19 protein-coding genes and 1 pseudogene are annotated in these 17,938 nt (G+C 39.4%); 14 read left to right on the top strand and 6 right to left on the bottom strand.

What is annotated here, in order from left to right; all coding sequences use genetic code 11:
* Positions 1–11 precede the first annotated feature (11 nt).
* Complete coding sequence (locus tag LVD15_RS27260; RefSeq protein WP_370687404.1) at positions 12–200, top strand: hypothetical protein; 189 nt, start codon at positions 12–14, stop codon at positions 198–200.
* 275 nt (positions 201–475) lie between these two features.
* Positions 476–1,387 (top strand): L-serine ammonia-lyase, iron-sulfur-dependent, subunit alpha, encoded by a 912-nt coding sequence (gene sdaAA, locus LVD15_RS09830; protein WP_233780111.1) that lies wholly within the window; start codon positions 476–478, stop codon positions 1,385–1,387.
* On the opposite strand, the gene LVD15_RS09825 is transcribed toward sdaAA, so the two are convergent.
* From LVD15_RS09825 to upp, 3 genes are read right to left on the bottom strand one after another with little or no spacing between them, the layout of a single operon-like run.
* Complete coding sequence (locus LVD15_RS09825; RefSeq protein ID WP_233780110.1) at positions 1,388–1,843, bottom strand: hypothetical protein; 456 nt, start codon at positions 1,841–1,843, stop codon at positions 1,388–1,390. It lies immediately after the preceding gene.
* A complete protein-coding gene (locus LVD15_RS09820) occupies positions 1,843–2,796 on the bottom strand; it encodes a calcium/sodium antiporter (RefSeq protein WP_233780109.1) in 954 nt (317 codons plus the stop codon). Before LVD15_RS09820 ends, LVD15_RS09825 begins: the two co-directional genes overlap by 1 nt.
* Positions 2,797–2,806: 10 nt before the next feature.
* Positions 2,807–3,451 (bottom strand): uracil phosphoribosyltransferase, encoded by a 645-nt coding sequence (gene upp / locus LVD15_RS09815; protein ID WP_233780108.1) that lies wholly within the window; start codon positions 3,449–3,451, stop codon positions 2,807–2,809.
* 126 nt (positions 3,452–3,577) lie between these two features.
* Here upp and LVD15_RS09810 point away from each other — a divergent pair, with 126 nt between their 5' ends.
* The 12 genes and pseudogenes from LVD15_RS09810 to atpC all read left to right on the top strand — a co-directional run bounded on the left by LVD15_RS09810 (position 3,578) and on the right by atpC (position 15,226).
* Positions 3,578–4,489 (top strand): aminopeptidase, encoded by a 912-nt coding sequence (locus LVD15_RS09810; protein WP_233780107.1) that lies wholly within the window; start codon positions 3,578–3,580, stop codon positions 4,487–4,489.
* Positions 4,490–4,617: 128 nt separating this feature from the next.
* Positions 4,618–5,145: a hypoxanthine phosphoribosyltransferase gene (hpt, locus tag LVD15_RS09805; protein ID WP_233780106.1), complete on the top strand. Its 528-nt coding sequence runs from the start codon at positions 4,618–4,620 to the stop codon at positions 5,143–5,145.
* 40 nt (positions 5,146–5,185) lie between these two features.
* Positions 5,186–5,770, top strand: coding sequence for an adenylate kinase (locus tag LVD15_RS09800; RefSeq protein ID WP_233780105.1), 585 nt, complete (start codon positions 5,186–5,188; stop codon positions 5,768–5,770).
* Between the two features lie 6 nt (positions 5,771–5,776).
* Complete coding sequence (obgE, locus tag LVD15_RS09795) at positions 5,777–6,769, top strand: GTPase ObgE (RefSeq protein ID WP_233780104.1); 993 nt, start codon at positions 5,777–5,779, stop codon at positions 6,767–6,769.
* A gap of 85 nt (positions 6,770–6,854) precedes the next feature.
* Positions 6,855–7,454: a nucleotide exchange factor GrpE gene (locus LVD15_RS09790; protein ID WP_233780103.1), complete on the top strand. Its 600-nt coding sequence runs from the start codon at positions 6,855–6,857 to the stop codon at positions 7,452–7,454.
* A gap of 28 nt (positions 7,455–7,482) precedes the next feature.
* Complete coding sequence (dnaJ, locus tag LVD15_RS09785; RefSeq protein ID WP_233780102.1) at positions 7,483–8,610, top strand: molecular chaperone DnaJ; 1,128 nt, start codon at positions 7,483–7,485, stop codon at positions 8,608–8,610.
* A gap of 194 nt (positions 8,611–8,804) precedes the next feature.
* Positions 8,805–9,614, top strand: a pseudogene (locus tag LVD15_RS09780) (toast rack family protein); the annotation flags it as partial.
* Positions 9,615–9,790: 176 nt separating this feature from the next.
* Positions 9,791–10,705: an ABC transporter ATP-binding protein gene (locus LVD15_RS09775; protein WP_233780100.1), complete on the top strand. Its 915-nt coding sequence runs from the start codon at positions 9,791–9,793 to the stop codon at positions 10,703–10,705.
* Positions 10,698–11,990, top strand: a complete 1,293-nt coding sequence (locus tag LVD15_RS09770; RefSeq protein WP_233780099.1) for an ABC transporter permease — start codon at positions 10,698–10,700, stop codon at positions 11,988–11,990. The genes LVD15_RS09775 and LVD15_RS09770 overlap by 8 nt, the downstream gene beginning before the upstream one ends.
* A gap of 74 nt (positions 11,991–12,064) precedes the next feature.
* On the top strand, positions 12,065–13,288 hold the full coding sequence (locus LVD15_RS09765; RefSeq protein ID WP_233780098.1) for a sensor histidine kinase: 1,224 nt from the start codon (positions 12,065–12,067) through the stop codon (positions 13,286–13,288).
* A 116-nt stretch (positions 13,289–13,404) separates the two neighbouring features.
* Positions 13,405–14,913 (top strand): F0F1 ATP synthase subunit beta, encoded by a 1,509-nt coding sequence (atpD, locus tag LVD15_RS09760; RefSeq protein WP_233780097.1) that lies wholly within the window; start codon positions 13,405–13,407, stop codon positions 14,911–14,913.
* 55 nt (positions 14,914–14,968) lie between these two features.
* Positions 14,969–15,226, top strand: a complete 258-nt coding sequence (atpC, locus tag LVD15_RS09755) for an ATP synthase F1 subunit epsilon (protein WP_233780096.1) — start codon at positions 14,969–14,971, stop codon at positions 15,224–15,226.
* Between the two features lie 58 nt (positions 15,227–15,284).
* Here the strand turns inward: atpC and LVD15_RS09750 are convergent, their stop codons facing one another.
* The 3 genes from LVD15_RS09750 to LVD15_RS09740 are packed head-to-tail and all read right to left on the bottom strand — an operon-like array spanning position 15,285 to position 17,868.
* Positions 15,285–15,593 (bottom strand): DUF6787 family protein, encoded by a 309-nt coding sequence (locus LVD15_RS09750; RefSeq protein ID WP_233780095.1) that lies wholly within the window; start codon positions 15,591–15,593, stop codon positions 15,285–15,287.
* Positions 15,590–16,276: an RluA family pseudouridine synthase gene (locus LVD15_RS09745; protein ID WP_233780094.1), complete on the bottom strand. Its 687-nt coding sequence runs from the start codon at positions 16,274–16,276 to the stop codon at positions 15,590–15,592. Before LVD15_RS09745 ends, LVD15_RS09750 begins: the two co-directional genes overlap by 4 nt.
* Before the next feature lie 11 nt (positions 16,277–16,287).
* Positions 16,288–17,868 (bottom strand): peptide chain release factor 3, encoded by a 1,581-nt coding sequence (locus LVD15_RS09740; protein WP_233780093.1) that lies wholly within the window; start codon positions 17,866–17,868, stop codon positions 16,288–16,290.
* Positions 17,869–17,938: the final 70 nt, after the last annotated feature.

Genomic DNA, 17,938 nt, shown 5'->3' with positions numbered 1-17,938 from the left:
CTGGTTCTAAAATGGATGAAGTTATCTTTGAAGAATTCAAAGGAACAGGTAACATGGAACTTCAACTGGATAGAAAACTTTCTAACAAAAGAGTTTATCCTGCTATTGATGTACCTGCTTCAGGTACTCGTAGAGAAGATTTACTCCTTAGCGAGGAAGAACTTCAAAAGAGTATGGATCCTTCGCAAATTTATGTCTGACATGAACTCTAACGAGGCGATGGAATTCTTGCTTTCAAAAATGAAAGGAACAAGAAATAACGAAGAATTCCTTATTTCAATGAACGGATAATCATTTTGATTATAAACATATTAAAGGCCGTCCTACATTTTTTGTAAGACGGCCTTTTCATTTTACCCTCGCCGACAAGCTTTTCTCTCCCCAAAATCTGACATAATGTGTTATCTATTTGTAGATGTGCCCTACTAGATGATACCTTTGAGTATATTTTCGACACCCTAAACTGAAAAATACAATGGCTTTTTTGTTCAATGATTTTGCAAGCTGGAAAAAATATTGTGCTGAGCACGACTTAAAGCTCTATGAAACTGTGCTAGACTATGAGCAAGAGCAGAAAGGACGTACAGCAGATGAAATATGGACAGGCTTAGAAAAGGCCTACGGTGTAATGAAAGAGGCCGTAGAAACAGGCCTTAACGAAGACATGAGCTCTCGCTCCGGCATGATTAACAATGGAGCAAAAAAAGTCTTTCAACACCAGCAAGTGGTATTATCTAAGGAATTTAAAAACCTTATTTCCAGAGCCTTAGCAGCTAAAGAAGTGAACTCCTGCATGGGCAGAATTGTAGCCGCTCCTACCGCAGGAGCTTCGGGTATACTACCTGGCACGCTTTACACATTGCAAGAGATCCATGGCCTTGAAGACCATAAAATACTGGAAGGATTACTGGTAGGCGCCGGTATAGCATTAATTATAGAACAGAAAGCATCTCTGGCAGGAGCTGTAGGAGGCTGCCAGGCAGAGACCGGTAGCGCTGCGGCTATGGCATCTGGCGCCATAGTTTATTGCCTAGATGGAGACATAGACCAGGTATTTAACGCGGTAGCCATAACCATTCAATGCATGCTGGGCTTAGTGTGCGACCCTGTGGCGGGTTTGGTGGAAGTGCCTTGCGTAGTAAGAAATGCCAGTGCTGCGGCAATAGCCAATTCATCAGCCCAAATGGCTCTGGCAAATTTAAGTGGAGTAATTCCTGTAGATGAGTGTGTAGATGCCATGGGTGAAGTAGGACAAAGTATGGAGGCGCGATATAAAGAAACCGCCCTTGGTGGACTCGCTGCAACACCTACTGGACAAAAAATATCTAAATCAGTACTCATTCAGGATATTGAAATGCTTCCTGATGAAGATGAGAATGAAGGTTGATTACTGCATGAAGTCGGGCAGTATTTTCATTCCAAAGAAATAAATAATACTAGAGAAGAAGCATGCCCAAAACACAGCACTGAGTAGCATAACAAATATTATGGTTTTCTTAGGAGTACCCATGCTACTAAGCAATATAGTGCCGCCTATTGGGGTAAATATTATTGGAGTGAGAGCTGCAACGCCTACTATTCCATATTTTTTCCAGATAGTAACAAACTGCCTGCTTCTTTTAGTAAATTTTCGCTTTTTTTTAAAGAACCTGCCAAATACCTTTTCTTTCAAAAAATCACCCAAAAAAGTAAAGAGGAATACACTGCACATCATACCGGTGATGGTAATAAGTATAGTACTAAGCAAACTAAACCCTCCGGCAAAACCTAGGGTAGGACCTGCAATAAATTTCAGCATTGTAAGCATCACAATGCTCAATATCTTCAATATCTCCGCTTCCATTAACTAATTACAGTATAAGTATATACTAAGTACAAGCTTAACAATATAACTCCTGCTATTCTCCCTACCACACGTTTAAATACCATAATAGGAAAAAGTATGAGCGTTATTAACAGCATTGCCACCATGTCATGATGTATAATCTGATCACTCACATGAATGTTTTTAATTATGCTGGTTATACCTAAAATAGAAAGGATATTAAAAATGTTTGAGCCCATGAGATTTCCCAGGGCTAAATCTGTTTGTTTTTTTAATGAAGCCACTATGGCTGTAACTAACTCTGGCAAACTAGTACCTAAAGCCAGCACCGTAATCCCTATTACCCTTTCACTTACTCCCAGAAGACCGGCCATTTCTTTAGCACCACCCACAAACCACTCAGAACCAAAATAAAGTCCAAGGCAACCTGCTGCAATCAGCGCAATATCTTTCCATAAACTCTTAGAGGCCTTAGGTATGTCCAAGCCTTCGCTGTTAGACATTTTCGCTTTGGTTTCTTTCCTTGATTTTCTAATTATAAAAACAGTATATGCTATTAAAAACATAATAAATATACCGCCCTCATAAGCTTTAATCATCCCCACATCTTCCTTCACTACATAGTATAACAGTAATGAACTCCCCATAGTTACAGGCCAGTCTATTTTTATACTATCTTGCCTCACCATAATAGGTCCTATCATAGCGGTTACACCCAGCACTAAGCCGAGGTTACAGATATTGGAGCCCACCACATTACCCATGGTCATATCTGGGCTACCACCTAAAGCAGCTTTTATGCTTATTAAAAGTTCAGGAGCAGAAGTACCAAAAGCCACAATGGTAAGCCCTACCACTAAGGGCGAAATATGTGACCTCAAGGCTATACTAGACGCACCTCTCACCAACAAGTCGCCTCCTACTATGAGTATAATGAGGCCAACTATGAGCATACCTATTTCTGGTAACATAGAAATTTACTTACAATTTTGGGCCAAAACAAAGATCTCCGGCATCACCCAATCCAGGCACTATATATGCCTTTTCATTGAGCTTTTCATCTAGCGCCGCAGTCCATATGGTGTGGTTAGTCTTTAAGTTTTCAGAAATATAACTCACCCCCTCCGGTGCTGCTACAGCAGCAGCTATGTGTACATGTGCCGGCTTACCATTATTTACCAATGTATTTACAGAGGTTAGCACCGATTTACCGGTAGCTAACATAGGATCAATCAATATCACGGTCTTGCCTTCTAATGAGTTAGTAGCCTTGTACTCTAAAGTAGCTTCTATTTCATCTCCTTCTTCTACTCTATAAGCTCCAATAAAACCTACATCAGAATCATCAAACACCTCAATAAAGCCATCCAAAAAAGGAGTGGCGGCTCGTAGAACACCTATTAACACCGGCTTGTCCTCGATAAGCTGAACGTCATGCTCGGCAAGCGGAGTAGTTATTGTCTTTGCTGAATACGTAAATTTTCGGGATATTTCATAGGCCATGATCATTCCTAACCTTTTTAAGTTATTTCGAAATTTGGCTCGGTCCTTTTGGATATCTTTATGCCGCATTTCGTATAAGAAATGATTTATGGCGGATGGTGAATGGTTTAAAATATTCAGCATTTAATCGTTTAGAAGATATTTATTTATAATTCTTACTATTCAAAACTTTTAATATAGGGTAAAAATAAACAATTAACCTGTTATCATTCCCCTTAATTTAATTATATAATCAAATTTCACTTTTTTATGAAATTATTAAAAAACCTTTGTCAAGTCCATGCTCCTTCTGGAAACGAAGGTTTAATGAAAAAATTCTTACTTGACTATATTAATGATAACAAAGACCAGTGGAAATGTTCTCCTGAAATTTACGAAGGTGATGAGTTGCAGGATTGTATCATTTTAAAATTCGGATCTCCCAGAACAGCCGTTTTTGCACACATGGATTCTATTGGCTTTACTGTAAGGTATCAAAATCAGCTAGTGCCTATTGGCGGGCCAGATGCACAAACAGGCTACGAGTTAGTAGGTCAGGATAATCTTGGCCCCATAGAATGTGAACTGGAAGTAAATGATGACCACCAGCTATTCTACAAATTTGGAAGACCTATAGAAACCGGCACAGACCTGGTATTTAAGTGCAATTTTGAAGAAACTGAAGAATACATTTCCTCTTGCTACCTAGACAATAGACTGGGAATCTATAACGTCTTAAAGCTGGCAGAAACACTTACTGATGGCGTTATAGTATTCAGCACGTGGGAAGAGCATGGCGGGGGCTCAGTACCTTATCTGGCCAAGTTTATTTATGAGAAATGGCAGATAAAGCAAGCGCTCATTTCTGACATTACCTGGATCACCGATGGCGTGCTCCCAGGCAGTGGAGTAGTAGTATCTATGCGAGACCGAAACATACCCAGGAAGAGTTATATCCAAAAAATTATTCAACACGCTAATGAATCAGGGATTGACTTTCAGCTGGAAGTAGAAGGCAGTGGCTCCAGTGATGGCCGTGAGCTACAAACATCACCTTATCCTTTTGACTGGTGTTTTATAGGAGCTGCTGAAGATAATGTGCACTCTCCGTATGAAAAGGTTCACAAGCATGACATTACCTGCATGATCCGTTTCTATCAATACTTAATGAAAGTACTTTAAGGAAGTGTTAAATTATAGCAAGAATGGCCAACTATAAGCCCTTGCAAGACACTGAAATATGACTTATTAAAATATAATTTTTATATTTGCAGGCCTTTTGGAGACAAAAGGCTTTTTTATTGATTATTATGATTGTAAAAGATAAAGAATTCGTAGAATACATTAGCGCAAGTGAAATTTCTAAAAGAATAGCTGAGCTTGGCACCGCCCTTAACACTGATTATGAGGACAAACGCCCATTGTTTATAGCTATACTTAATGGCTCATTTATGTTTGCGGCAGACTTGCTCAAAGAAGTGGCCATTCCTTGTGAGATATCCTTTGTAAAAGTAGCCAGCTATGAGGAGATGGAAAGCACTGGTAATGTGAAGCAGCTCATAGGGTTAAACGAAACCATCTTTAACAAAGATGTAATTATCATTGAAGATATTGTGGACACGGGCAGAACCATCACTAAAATTCTGGAAGAATTCAGATCTCTGGGTGCCAGCTCAGTAGAAGTGATTACGCTCTTACAAAAGCCGGCTTCTAATGACTTAGGAGATAAGATTAAATACATCGGCTTCAGCATACCAGAAAAATTTGTACTAGGTTACGGTCTTGATTATGATGGCTTAGGAAGAAACTTAAAAGACATTTACCAACTCAAAGACTAATCCCTTAAATTCCCTTATATTTATTAAAAAACACAACCCCATGCTAAACATAGTATTATTTGGCCCTCCCGGAGCAGGAAAAGGCACTCAAAGCGAAAAGCTTATTAGCAAATACAACCTCACCCACATCTCTACAGGAGACCTTTTCAGAAAACACTTAAAAGAAGGTACAGAACTGGGTAAACTTGCTCAGAAATATATGGATGACGGATACCTGGTGCCCGATGAGGTAGTAATAGACATGGTAGATGATAAAATCAAAAACACTGAAGGTGTTAATGGCTTTATCTTTGACGGATTCCCACGTACCGTTACTCAGGCTAAAGCTCTAGACAAGCTTATGGAAGGCAAAGCCACTCCTATTTCAGGCATGATCGCTCTTGAAGTTCCTTTCGAAGAACTAAGAACGCGTTTACTGGAAAGAGGAAAAGTCTCTGGCCGTGCAGATGATCAAAACGAAGATAAAATCAACAATAGAATAAAGGTTTACCAAGACGAGGCGCTTCCTGTTTCTGAATACTATAAAGAACAAGGAAAATATAGCGCTATAGACGGGGTAGGCAGCATTGATGAGATCTTCAATAAGATCAGTGAAGTAGTAGATTCTTTAAGTGTAGAAAAATAATACTGCGTGTCATCATCTAACTTTATTGACTACGTAAAATTCTGCTCCCGATCAGGAGCAGGTGGTGCCGGGTCAGCCCATTTCCGAAGAGAAAAGCACGTTCCAAAAGGCGGGCCTGATGGTGGAAATGGGGGACGTGGTGGTCATATTATCCTTAGGGGTAATTCTCAACTATGGACTCTACTGCACCTTAAATACCAAAAACACGTTATTGCCGGCGTGGGCAAGCCTGGTGAAGGCGGACGCAGGTCTGGCGCTCAGGGAGAAGACATTATCCTTGAGGTACCTCTAGGCACTGTAGCCAAAGATGCTGAAACTGGCGAAATCAGGTTTGAAGTAACCGAAGATGGTGAAGAAACTATACTGACCCAAGGCGGCAGAGGCGGCCTGGGTAATGAAAACTTTAAAACTGCCACTAATCAGTCTCCTCGCTATGCACAGCCGGGTGAAGATGGCATAGAAGAGTGGATCATCCTTGAGCTTAAATTACTGGCAGACGTAGGTTTGGTTGGCTTCCCTAATGCAGGTAAATCTACCTTACTTTCTGTGCTATCAGAGGCCAAGCCGGAAATAGCTGATTATCCTTTTACTACCCTCACTCCTAACCTGGGCGTTATCGCTTACAGAGATTATAAATCTTTTGTAATGGCTGACATTCCTGGAATTATTGAGGGCGCATCAGGCGGAAAAGGGCTTGGAACCAGATTTCTAAGGCATATAGAAAGAAACTCAATACTACTGTTTTTAGTCCCGGCAGACGCCGCAGACATAAAACAGGAATACGAAATATTGCTTAAAGAGCTTAAAACGTACAATCCGGAATTACTGGACAAAGAGCGTATTTTAGCCATTTCTAAATCAGACATGCTAGATGATGAACTGATAGAAGAGATGAAGCAAGAACTACCGGAAAATATCCCATATATTTTCATATCATCTGTTGCCCAAAAAGGCCTTGTAGAGCTAAAAGATATGCTCTGGAAGTCTCTAAATAAATAAAAAATGTCAATTTGACATACATTTATTATTGGCAGCATAATTGTCCAAGAGTGTAATATTCAATCAGATTAGAACTACTTTAACCATGAAGAAGGAGAATATAGATCAAAACGAGACACCTGAAAACGTTGATACTGACAACCAAGAAACTGAAACAAACCAGGAGCCTGAAAACAAACAGGAAGAGTTGACAGAAGAAAAGGAAGAAGAGACAGACAATACGGCAGAAAGTGAAGTGGAGAAACTAAAAAAAGAATTAGCTGAAAGCAAAGACAAGTACTTAAGGCTCTATTCTGAATTTGATAATTTCAGAAGACGTACCGCTAAAGAGAAGTTAGACCTTGTACAAACAGCTAATGAAGACCTTATGAAGGCTCTTTTACCTGTGGTTGATGATTTTGAAAGAGCAGAAAAATCTTTTGATGATGAAAAAACTGATCTTGCTGCAGTAAAAGAAGGTATTAGTCTAATCTCAAACAAATTCAAAAAGACCCTGGAGCAAAAAGGTTTAAAACCTATGGAAGACAAGCAGGGTATGGATTTCGACACAGAACTTCACGAAGCAATTACTCAAATACCTGCTCCTTCTGAAGACCTTAAAGGAAAGGTAGTAGACGTAATTGAAAAAGGATATTTATTAAAAGAAAAGGTTATTCGCTACGCCAGAGTAGTAGTAGGCAACTAAACCTTTTTAATAAAAGAAACTAAAAAATATGGCTAAGAGAGATTTTTACGAAATACTAGGTGTAGACAAGTCTGCTTCTCAGGATGAGATTAAAAAAGCTTATCGTAAAGTGGCTATAAAATTTCACCCAGACAAGAACCCTGATAACCCTGAAGCTGAAGAGAAATTTAAAGAAGCAGCAGAGGCTTATGAGGTATTAGGCGATGCAGAGAAAAGACAGCGCTACGACAGATTCGGTCATGCCGGAATGAATGGCGGTGGCTTCGGCGGCGGCGGTGCCGGAGGGATGAACATGGAAGACATTTTCTCTCAATTTGGTGATATATTTGGAGGTGGCGGTAGCCCCTTTGATAGTTTCTTTGGTGGCGGTGGTGGCCGTGGCCGTCGTCAGCGTAAAGGATCTAACTTAAGAATAAAACTAAAACTCAACCTCCAGGAAATAGCTGAAGGTGTAGAGAAAAAAATAAAGGTAAACAGGCTGGTTAAAGCTGATGGCGTAACCTTTAAAACCTGTACCACCTGCCAAGGTACTGGTCAGGTACGTAAAGCTGTCAATACAATGTTAGGCCAAATGGTTTCTACCAGCACCTGCCCTACTTGTGGTGGCTCAGGCCAATTGGTAGATCAAAGACCTCCAGGGGTAGACAGCTCAGGCTTACAGTCTAAAGAAGAAGTTATTTCTATTAAAATACCTGCAGGTGTTAGTGATGGCATTCAGCTTTCTATGTCTGGCAAAGGAAATGAAGCGCCAGGCGGAGGCATACCAGGAGACTTGCTCATAGTAATAGAGGAGAAAGAAGATGAAGAACTGGTAAGAGAGGGTAATAATATAGTCTATGACTTATACGTAAGCTTTATAGATGCCGCTTTAGGAACTTCTGTAGAAGTACCTACCATAGGAGGTAAGGCTCGCATAAAAATAGATGCTGGAACTCAAAGTGGAAAGATATTAAGACTGAGAGGTAAAGGTATTTCTGATCTTAATGGATATGGAAAAGGAGATCAGCTGATCCATGTTAACGTTTGGACTCCTAAGCACCTTTCTTCAGACGAGAAATCGAAGCTGGAAAGCCTTCGAGATTCAGAAAACTTCCAGCCAAATCCTGGGAAAAATGATAAGAGCATATTCGGAAAGATGAGAGAATTCTTCGAATAATATAACATACTATTAGAAAAAGAGACAACTAATCCAGTTGTCTCTTTTTTTATAGAAAAAATTTTATTCTCCACGCAACACATATTTTAGAATATCGTATTAATCTTCCATGCGGAGAAAACTTTTTTTCTTAAGTGTTGGCGTATTATGCGCAACTACTACATTCTCACAAATAAAAAAAACAGTTCTCAGTAGAGGACGATTCATCTATAGATAAAGTTGATATCAACTTTAGTGTGAATAATGGTAGCTGCATTATTAAACCTAGTCAGAATAGTCAGGTTTTAACGGTTTATAGTAATCAGGATGAGAATGGCTATTCTCACACCTACGATAAAGACATTACCAACAAAACTTGCAACGTAGCCCTTCACGTAGAAGACAATAAGTCCGAAGGCCTCAGCCAGTCCATCTCCTATCGTATGTTTGGCGGCTCTAATGATTCTGATCAGAAACTCTGGAAATTATACCTCAAAGAAAATAAAAACTACGATCTTCAATTTAAATACGGCATTGGAGAAGCTGATATAGACCTTTCTGGTCTCTCTGTAGGCAAATTAAAAGTCTATACTGGTAGTGCTGACGTAAATATTGGCTACCTCTCAGGAAATGATAACGGCATAGTGATGGACACTTTCTATGTAAAAGTAGACCTTGGCTCCGTAAACGTTAAACAGCTCAACCTTTCCAAATCTAAGCACGTAGTGGCTGATATCGGTTTTGGAAACCTCCTCCTAGACTTTAGTGATAAACCTCAGGTAGCAAGCACTATAAAAGGAAGTGTAGGTGCTGGCAGCCTCCTCATTGTATTACCAGAGGAAGATGAAATACCTGTAATAGTTACCGTAAATGACTCCTGGCTTTGCAGAGTAAAACTCACCAAGTCATTCAAAAAGCTTAACGAACACACTTTTGTTAACGCTGCCTATTCTGAAGATGCTAAAAATCTACTAAGCTTTAACCTTGATGTTAGCATGGGTAGCATCACTTTTCAGGAAAAGTAAGCTCCAGGCTATCAAGCGTTTCTTTCATTTATTGATATTTAAAACCGCTTAAGCTAACCAATTTTCTTCTTTCCAATATAAAACTTAAACTTCTATCTGATTTTTCTTGAAAGAACTGTAATATTTACCTTTCTTTTGAGACTAACGCTACAGATTCACATAAACTTAAGTATATATTGGAAGCACTTAATGTATCAAACATTAGCAAGAGATATGCGGAACATACCGCTCTTGATAATGTAAGCATAAGCATCTCTCCTCAGCGAATATATGGCCTACTCGGACCCAATGGCGCAGGAAAGACCACCCTTATCCGCATTATCAACCAAATAATAGCGGCAGACGAGGGAGAAATACTCATAAACGGAGAAAAGTTATCTCAAAAACACATAGCCACTATCGGCTATTTACCTGAAGAAAGGGGCCTTTATAAAAAAATGAAGGTAGGTGAACAGCTGGTATATCTTGGTCAGCTCAGAGACCTGTCACGTAAAGAAGCTATCCAAAAAAGTAAGGCTTGGACAAAAAAACTAGGCATTTTTGATTGGTGGAATAAAAAGATAGAAGACCTTTCAAAAGGAATGGCTCAAAAAATTCAGTTCATCTCCACGGTCCTGCATGAACCTAAACTGATCATTCTTGATGAACCTTTCTCTGGTTTTGATCCTGTTAATGCTAACCTCATTAAAGATGAAATTCTTGAGCTTAGAGAAAAAGGCAGCACTATCATTTTCTCCACCCACAGAATGGAGTCAGTGGAGGAATTGTGCGATGACATAGCACTGATTAATAAATCAAAACTCATTCTATCAGGCACTAAAAAGGATATTAAAAACTCCTATAGGTCCAGCACCTACATAGTGGAGCATAAAGGTCCTATAGAGAATTTATCTGCTGAATATTCCATGCAAAGCCAGGTCACCACAGAAGATAACCTTCAAAAAAGTATCATTCAAATGCCCGTAGAATATAGCCCCAATCAATTGCTTTCTTCGCTCATAAATAACACCGAAGTACATTCATTTATAGAGAAAATTCCTAGTGTAAGCGAAATATTTATCTCATTAGTGGAAGGAGGCAGCCATGAATAAGATGTTCCTTATTTTACAAAGAGAATTTCTCAGTAGAGTAAAAAAGAAGTCATTTTTACTTACGACCATACTTGTACCTCTTATTTTCCCGCTCATTATAGGTACGGTCTTCTATTTCATAAAAAAGGAAGATGATACTGCTAAGCAAAAAACTGTGCAGGTACTAGATGAAAGCCACAGCTTGAATATGGACAGCCTGGCTAAGTTTAAGTTTATACCCGTAACAGGCAATTTAGATCAGGCCAAAGAAGCATTTAAAGAAAGTGATGATTTCGCCCTACTCTACATTCCAGATTATGATCTGGAAAATCCTGAAGGTTTCACGCTTTACGCTAAAAGCAATACTCATTTTAGCACCGTAAATGAGTTGGAAGCCAAAATCAGAGAATCTGTAAAAGAGAAAAAACTACAGGCTTACCAAGTAGATACTGAGATTTTAGAAAAACTAAAGACTAGAATAGACCTTAAATCGCTAAATGTAAGCGAGGGCGGTGAAAAGGAAAATGATGCAGGTATTTCTTTCATTATTGGCTACGTTACTGGTTTCCTCATCTACATTTTCATGTTTGCGTATGGCGGCCAGGTAATGCAAGGTGTTATTGAAGAAAAGAGCAGTAAAATAGTAGAAGTAATAGTCTCCACTGTGAAGCCTTTCCAGCTTATGATGGGTAAAATACTAGGAGTAGCCGCTGTAGGACTATTTCAGGTCATCATCTGGATTGTGTTGGTCAGTACCTTTTCTCTAATAGCAAGTGCTGTTTTCGGGATAGATATGTCTCAATCTTCACAGATGGCAGATGCTGCACAACAAGCCAGCACTTCACCTGAAGCGGAAAAGCTCATGAGATTGATAGCTTCAATTCCTATTACTCAAATAGTTCTTACTTTCATATTTTATTTCATAGGTGGCTATTTATTATACGGCTCTCTATTTGCAGCCATAGGCTCAGCAGTAGATACTCCGGCAGAGGCTCAGCAATTTATGATGCCCATAATGATGCCTCTAATTGTTGGTATCATTGGTATGAGCAGTGTAGTAAATAACCCAGATGGAGCGGTTAGCTTCTGGCTATCCATTATACCATTTACTTCACCTATCATTATGATGGGCCGCATTGGTTTCGGAGTGCCTTGGTGGGAGCTTGCCTTATCTATGGGACTACTCATAGCCGGATTTATTGGCACTGTATGGCTTTCGGGCAGAATTTACCGAGTAGGCATACTTATGCACGGCGTGAAAGTGAACTATAAAACTCTGGCTAAATGGTTTATGATGAAAAATTAACTTCACTATAAGACGTTACTAGAACCGGATAGTGTTTTCTATCCGGTTTTTTTATTTTAATTTTCCGCGTTACTATGGCAAAAAACAGCACCACACCAAGCGCAGAGTTTTACTATGATAAGTCTAAGCTTAAATGGATTGTACTTACAGTTTCATTAATAATAAGTATAGCATCTATTTACTACACAGACATACTCATAGATCAGCTAAAAGCCAGGGAGCGCAAGCAGATAGAGCTATTCGCCAGGGCATTAGAGTACACTGCCAATCAGCCCCTTGAAAGCGAAACCTATTTTTTCGTAACAGATCAGATATTATTCCAGAACAACTCCATACCCACCTTACTCATCACTGAAAATGGCAAGATCAATGGTGTTAAAAACATAGAAATTGATTCCAGCAAAAGCCAGGTAGCTATTAATAAACAGCTTTATAATGAGCTGGAAGAAATGAGAGCGACCTATGAGCCAATAGAAATACAGCTTCGTGATGATAAAAATGATGAAATATATGGCATTCAGTATGTCTATTATAAAAACAGCTTTTTACTTACTCAGCTCATGTACTACCCTTATATACAGCTGTCAGTAATCGCTATATTCGGATCTATTGCCTTTATGGCCTTTAATTATTCTAAAGCTGCAGAACAAAACCGGGTGTGGGTTGGACTGGCTAAAGAAACTGCTCACCAGCTTGGCACCCCTATTTCATCACTTATGGCTTGGGTAGAATATTTTAAAGACCAAGCCACTATGGAAGAAAAAGCACTGATTAGTGAGCTTGATAAAGACATTCACAAACTCCAGGTAATCACCGAACGTTTTTCTAATATAGGTTCAGTGCCGGTACTTTCAGAAGAAAATATAGAAAGCATTATCAGAAGTAGTATTGCCTATCTTAAACCTAGAATTTCCAGAAAAGTAGAGATGCGCGTAGATGCTATCTCACCAAATATTGAAGCGATAGTAAACCCTCCTTTATTTGAGTGGGTAATAGAAAACCTCAGTAAAAACGCCGTAGACGCCATGGGAGGCGTAGGAGAGTTAAACATTAACATACTTAGAGGCAGTGACTACAGAGTGTTTGTAGACATCTCAGACACCGGAAAAGGCATCCCAAAATCTAAGCTAAAGCAGATCTTCACTCCTGGTTTTACTACTAAAAAAAGAGGTTGGGGCTTAGGGCTTACCTTAGCAAAGCGTATCATAGAAGTATATCATGGAGGAAAGATTTTCGTGAAAAGCTCTGAGGAAAACAAGGGCACTACTTTCAGGATTATTCTTCGTACCGAGTCGTAATTATATTCATAGAAGCTTTTTATGTAGTAAAATAAGTTTGTTTTATGTATGATTAAGCGTTAGTTTTGCGGCTAAAATTATCGAGGCACTAAATCATTTCTATCAAATAACAAAAAATGGCAAATATTGGTAAAATTACCCAGGTAATAGGCCCTGTAGTAGACGTTAGCTTTGATGCAGAAGGAGCTAAGTTACCTAATATCCTTGACTCATTAGAAGTAACTAAGGCAAACGGTCAGAAAGTAGTACTTGAGTGTCAGCAACATTTAGGAGAAGACCGTGTTCGTACCATATCAATGGAAAGTACAGAGGGGTTGGTGAGAGGTATGGAAGTTACTGATACCGGCGCACCTATCAACATGCCTACGGGTGATGATATTAAAGGTCGTCTTTTTAATGTAGTAGGTGAAGCAATTGACGGTATAGCACAACCTTCTGGAAAGACTAGCCTTCCAATACACAGGCCTGCGCCTAAATTTGAAGACTTATCTACTTCAACAGAAGTTCTATTCACAGGTATTAAAGTGATCGACCTTATCGAGCCTTACGCAAAAGGTGGTAAGATCGGTTTGTTTGGTGGTGCAGGTGTAGGAAAAACCGTACTTATTCAGGAATTGATCAACAACATTGCGAAAGCTTATTCTGGTCTTTCTGTATTTGCCGGTGTAGGAGAAAGAACGCGTGAAGGAAATGACCTTCTTCGTGAGATGATCGAAGCAGGCATCGTTTCTTACGGTGATGATTTTATGAAATCTATGGAAGAAGGCGGATGGGATCTGTCTACTGTAGATGGAGAAAAACTTAAAGAATCTAAAGCAACCTTCGTATTCGGACAGATGAACGAACCTCCTGGTGCTCGTGCCAGAGTGGCCCTTTCTGGTCTTACTATCGCTGAGTACTTCCGTGATGGTGACGGTGAAGGACAAGGAAAAGATATCCTTTTCTTCGTTGATAACATCTTCCGATTCACTCAGGCAGGATCTGAGGTATCAGCCCTACTAGGACGTATGCCTTCAGCTGTGGGTTATCAGCCTACTTTGGCTACTGAGATGGGAGCTATGCAGGAAAGAATTACTTCTACTAAGAAGGGATCTATTACATCTGTACAGGCCGTTTATGTACCTGCGGATGACTTAACTGACCCTGCTCCTGCTACAACTTTTGCTCACCTTGATGCTACTACTGTATTATCAAGAAAAATTTCTGAGCTTGGTATTTACCCAGCAGTGGATCCTTTGGATTCTACTTCTAGAATTTTGAGCGAAGAAGTACTTGGAGAAGAGCACTATGGTTGTGCACAAAGAGTAAAAGAAATTCTTCAGAGATATAAAGAACTTCAAGATATTATCGCCATCCTTGGTATGGACGAATTATCTGACGAAGATAAAGAAGTAGTACACAGAGCCAGAAGGGTACAGAGATTCTTATCTCAGCCTTTCCACGTAGCTGAGCAGTTTACAGGTATACCTGGTGTACTTGTAGATATCAAAGATACAATCAAAGGCTTCAACATGATTATGGACGGTGAGCTTGATCACCTACCTGAAATGGCATTTAACCTTGTTGGTTCTATAGAACAAGCTGTAGAAAAAGGTGAGAAAATGCTTGCTGAAGCTAAAAAATAAATCTTTATCAGGTGCTCTCTTTTGAGCACCTTTACTCTATAATTATAACTGTAAAATGTTATTAGAAATAGTTACTCCATCTAAAAAGGTATTTGAAGGTAAAGTGAGTGTTGTTACACTTCCTGGTGCAGAAGGATCATTTCAGGTTTTAAATGACCACGCTCCACTTATAAGTACCTTAGAAGAAGGACAATTGACATATAAGACTTCTAGCGGAGAAACAGACACTTTTGTAATTACAGGAGGTGTAGCTGAAGTGCTTAATAACAAGATTGTAGTACTTGCTGATGGTCTGTTAGAGGAAACTAAATAACAGAATCCATAATACTAAAAATATATAAAGGAGACTCTTAAGAAATTAAGGGTCTTTTTTATTGACCTTTTTTTCCGGCCATTCTTCGGAACATTCGCTTCTCAAAAGCCCAGAAAAAGTTAAACTGCCCAAAGATAAAGCCGTAAAAAAGCAGAATAACATTGTAGATAGGGAAGATAAGGATATAATAAACGAGTGAAAACACCCAGGTTCTTTCATCTGCGGGAGCAATACTACTAAGAATAGGCTCTTTTAAAAAGAAAACAGTAAAACCAGTACATGCAAATACTACCAGAATTAATATGGCTCTAATAGTATTTACCTGCCATCTATTCTCTAATTTCTCAAGCCAATTCGGTTTTTTCATCCTTTTACAAACAAATTCCAGATTTGATCCTTAGCCGGCACTGGCGCCACTACATTTACAGGCTCCTTCCGCACCGGATGGATAAAGCTAACGCTCCTCGAATGTAAATAAATATTACCATCTTTAGCAGGACTCTCCGCTCCATATTTTACATCTCCATAAATAGTACAGCCTATTTTAGCTAGCTGCACCCTTATCTGGTGCGGCCTACCTGTCTCTAAAGTAATTTCCAATAAATAATAATCAGCAATTCTGCCAATCATCTTATAAGACAGCACCGCCTTTTTCGACTCTTTGACCTTCTTATTGAAAGCAGTAGTTTTATTTATTTTCTGGTTTTTCTTTAGCCAATGTTCCAGTTTATCCTGAGTTTGAGGCGGCCTGTGAGTAGTTATAGCCCAGTAGGTCTTTGTCACCTCTCTCTCCTTAAATATCTTATTCATCCGCTCCAGAGCCTTAGAGGTACGAGCCAACGTTACTGCTCCGCTCACGGGTCTATCAAGCCGGTGAATTACCCCTAAGAATACCTCTCCCGGCTTATTGTATTTTTCTTTAATATAATCTTTCGCATGCTCTGCCAAAGTAACATCACCAGTCTTATCGGCTTGCACAAGCACTCCGGCGGGCTTATTCACAATCAGCAAATGATTATCTTCAAACAGAACATTGTGTTGATCAATCATCAAACTCAATTTTAAAATTCAGAAGTAAAATGAAACTCTATCTCAGGGAAATTATCTTGCACCATAGTGAGCCACGCTCTGGATTCAGCCATAAATACCCACTTACCATCTTTATCTTTAGCTATATGACGGTACTTAGAATCTATAAACTCGTTGAGTTTCTTCTTATCCTTACTGGTAATCCAGCAAGCTTTATATAAGTTCATAGACATAAAGTCACAAGATGCTCCATACTCATGCTTAAGCCTGTGCTGAATCACCTCAAACTGAAGTGCTCCTACCGTACCCACCACCTTTCTGGCTCCCATCTCATAGGTGAACAGCTGCGCCACGCCCTCTTCCATAAGCTGATTAAGGCCCTTATCCAGCTGTTTGGTTTTCATGGCATCTTTATTAATCACCTCCTTGAATATTTCAGGAGAAAAGCTAGGAATACCTTTATACATCCCTTTTTCACCTTCTGAAATAGTATCTCCTATCTTGAGGTTTCCTGTATCATATAACCCTACAATATCTCCAGGCCACGCCTCCTCTACCAGCTCCTTCTCCTGCGCCATAAAGGCCGTTACATTAGAAAACCTGATTTTCTTATCTGCACGCACGTGATAATAGTTAGTACCCCTGGCAAACTTACCAGCACACACCCTTATAAAGGCGATCCTGTTTCTGTGATTAGGATCCATGTTGGCATGTATTTTAAAAACAAATCCTGAAAACTTATTTTCATCAGGAGCTATTAATCTTTCCTCTGTCTCTCTGGATTTAGGAGCTGGCGCTAACTCTATAAAGCAATCCAATAGCTCCTTCACACCAAAATTATTCACCGCACTTCCAAAAAATACCGGAGCTACATTTCCTGATAAATATTCATTAACATCAAATTCAGGATACACGCCTTCAATCAGCTCCACATCTTCACGGAGCTGTGCTGCATCATTCTCGCCTACCTCTTTATCTATTTGCGGATCATTAATATCAGCTATCTGTATGCCATCATCTTCCAGTTTTGACTTACTGGCTTTAAACAAATGTAGACTCTTATTGAACAGACTATAAACCCCCTTAAAAGTCTTACCCATACTTATGGGCCAGCTCAAAGGCCTTACTTTTATATTTAATTTTTCCTCTATCTCATCTAAAAGATCATACGGATCTCGGCCTTCCCTATCCAGCTTATTTATAAAACAGATTACAGGTGTATTTCGCATTCTACACACCTCCATAAGTTTTTCTGTTTGTATCTCCACCCCTTTCACGCAGTCTATCACCATGATCACGCTATCCACAGCAGTAAGCGTACGATAGGTATCTTCAGCAAAATCCTGGTGACCAGGAGTATCTAAAAGGTTAATTTTCTTTCCATTATAGTTGAATCCCATAACAGAGGTGGCTACCGAAATACCTCTTTGCTTTTCAATCTCCATCCAGTCAGAGCGGGCATGCATTTTAATTTTGTTGGATTTAACCGCCCCTGCCGTTTGAATAGCTCCACCAAACAAAAGTAATTTCTCTGTTAGTGTGGTCTTTCCCGCATCAGGGTGACTAATAATACCAAACGTTCTTCGCTTCTCTATTTCTTCTTTCAGTGCCATGAGTTAACCTAATAGTTTGAATTAGTCTGCAAAGATAGATATTTCATAGAATCTAGCTTTAAGTTGTACT

It is taken from the genome of Fulvivirga maritima (assembly GCF_021389955.1).
Lineage (GTDB): Bacteria > Bacteroidota > Bacteroidia > Cytophagales > Cyclobacteriaceae > Fulvivirga > Fulvivirga maritima.
Note: the sequence above shows the minus strand (reverse complement) of the source record. Positions and strands in the feature narration are given on the sequence as shown.

Excerpts from the sequence above, each read along its gene's own strand:
- sdaAA (WP_233780111.1), top strand. The coding sequence starts at position 476 with ATGGCTTTTTTGTTCAATGATTTTGCAAGCTGGAAAAAATATTGTGCT.
- LVD15_RS09800 (WP_233780105.1), top strand. The coding sequence starts at position 5,186 with ATGCTAAACATAGTATTATTTGGCCCTCCCGGAGCAGGAAAAGGCACT.
- LVD15_RS09745 (WP_233780094.1), bottom strand. The coding sequence starts at position 16,276 with ATGATTGATCAACACAATGTTCTGTTTGAAGATAATCATTTGCTGATT.
- LVD15_RS09770 (WP_233780099.1), top strand. The coding sequence starts at position 10,698 with ATGAATAAGATGTTCCTTATTTTACAAAGAGAATTTCTCAGTAGAGTA.
- hpt (WP_233780106.1), top strand. The coding sequence starts at position 4,618 with ATGATTGTAAAAGATAAAGAATTCGTAGAATACATTAGCGCAAGTGAA.
- LVD15_RS09750 (WP_233780095.1), bottom strand. The coding sequence starts at position 15,593 with ATGAAAAAACCGAATTGGCTTGAGAAATTAGAGAATAGATGGCAGGTA.
- atpD (WP_233780097.1), top strand. The coding sequence starts at position 13,405 with ATGGCAAATATTGGTAAAATTACCCAGGTAATAGGCCCTGTAGTAGAC.
- LVD15_RS09740 (WP_233780093.1), bottom strand. The coding sequence starts at position 17,868 with ATGGCACTGAAAGAAGAAATAGAGAAGCGAAGAACGTTTGGTATTATT.
- LVD15_RS09820 (WP_233780109.1), bottom strand. The coding sequence starts at position 2,796 with ATGTTACCAGAAATAGGTATGCTCATAGTTGGCCTCATTATACTCATA.
- LVD15_RS27260 (WP_370687404.1), top strand. The coding sequence starts at position 12 with ATGGATGAAGTTATCTTTGAAGAATTCAAAGGAACAGGTAACATGGAA.
- LVD15_RS09810 (WP_233780107.1), top strand. The coding sequence starts at position 3,578 with ATGAAATTATTAAAAAACCTTTGTCAAGTCCATGCTCCTTCTGGAAAC.
- atpC (WP_233780096.1), top strand. The coding sequence starts at position 14,969 with ATGTTATTAGAAATAGTTACTCCATCTAAAAAGGTATTTGAAGGTAAA.
- LVD15_RS09825 (WP_233780110.1), bottom strand. The coding sequence starts at position 1,843 with ATGGAAGCGGAGATATTGAAGATATTGAGCATTGTGATGCTTACAATG.
- dnaJ (WP_233780102.1), top strand. The coding sequence starts at position 7,483 with ATGGCTAAGAGAGATTTTTACGAAATACTAGGTGTAGACAAGTCTGCT.
- LVD15_RS09765 (WP_233780098.1), top strand. The coding sequence starts at position 12,065 with ATGGCAAAAAACAGCACCACACCAAGCGCAGAGTTTTACTATGATAAG.
- LVD15_RS09790 (WP_233780103.1), top strand. The coding sequence starts at position 6,855 with ATGAAGAAGGAGAATATAGATCAAAACGAGACACCTGAAAACGTTGAT.
- upp (WP_233780108.1), bottom strand. The coding sequence starts at position 3,451 with ATGCTGAATATTTTAAACCATTCACCATCCGCCATAAATCATTTCTTA.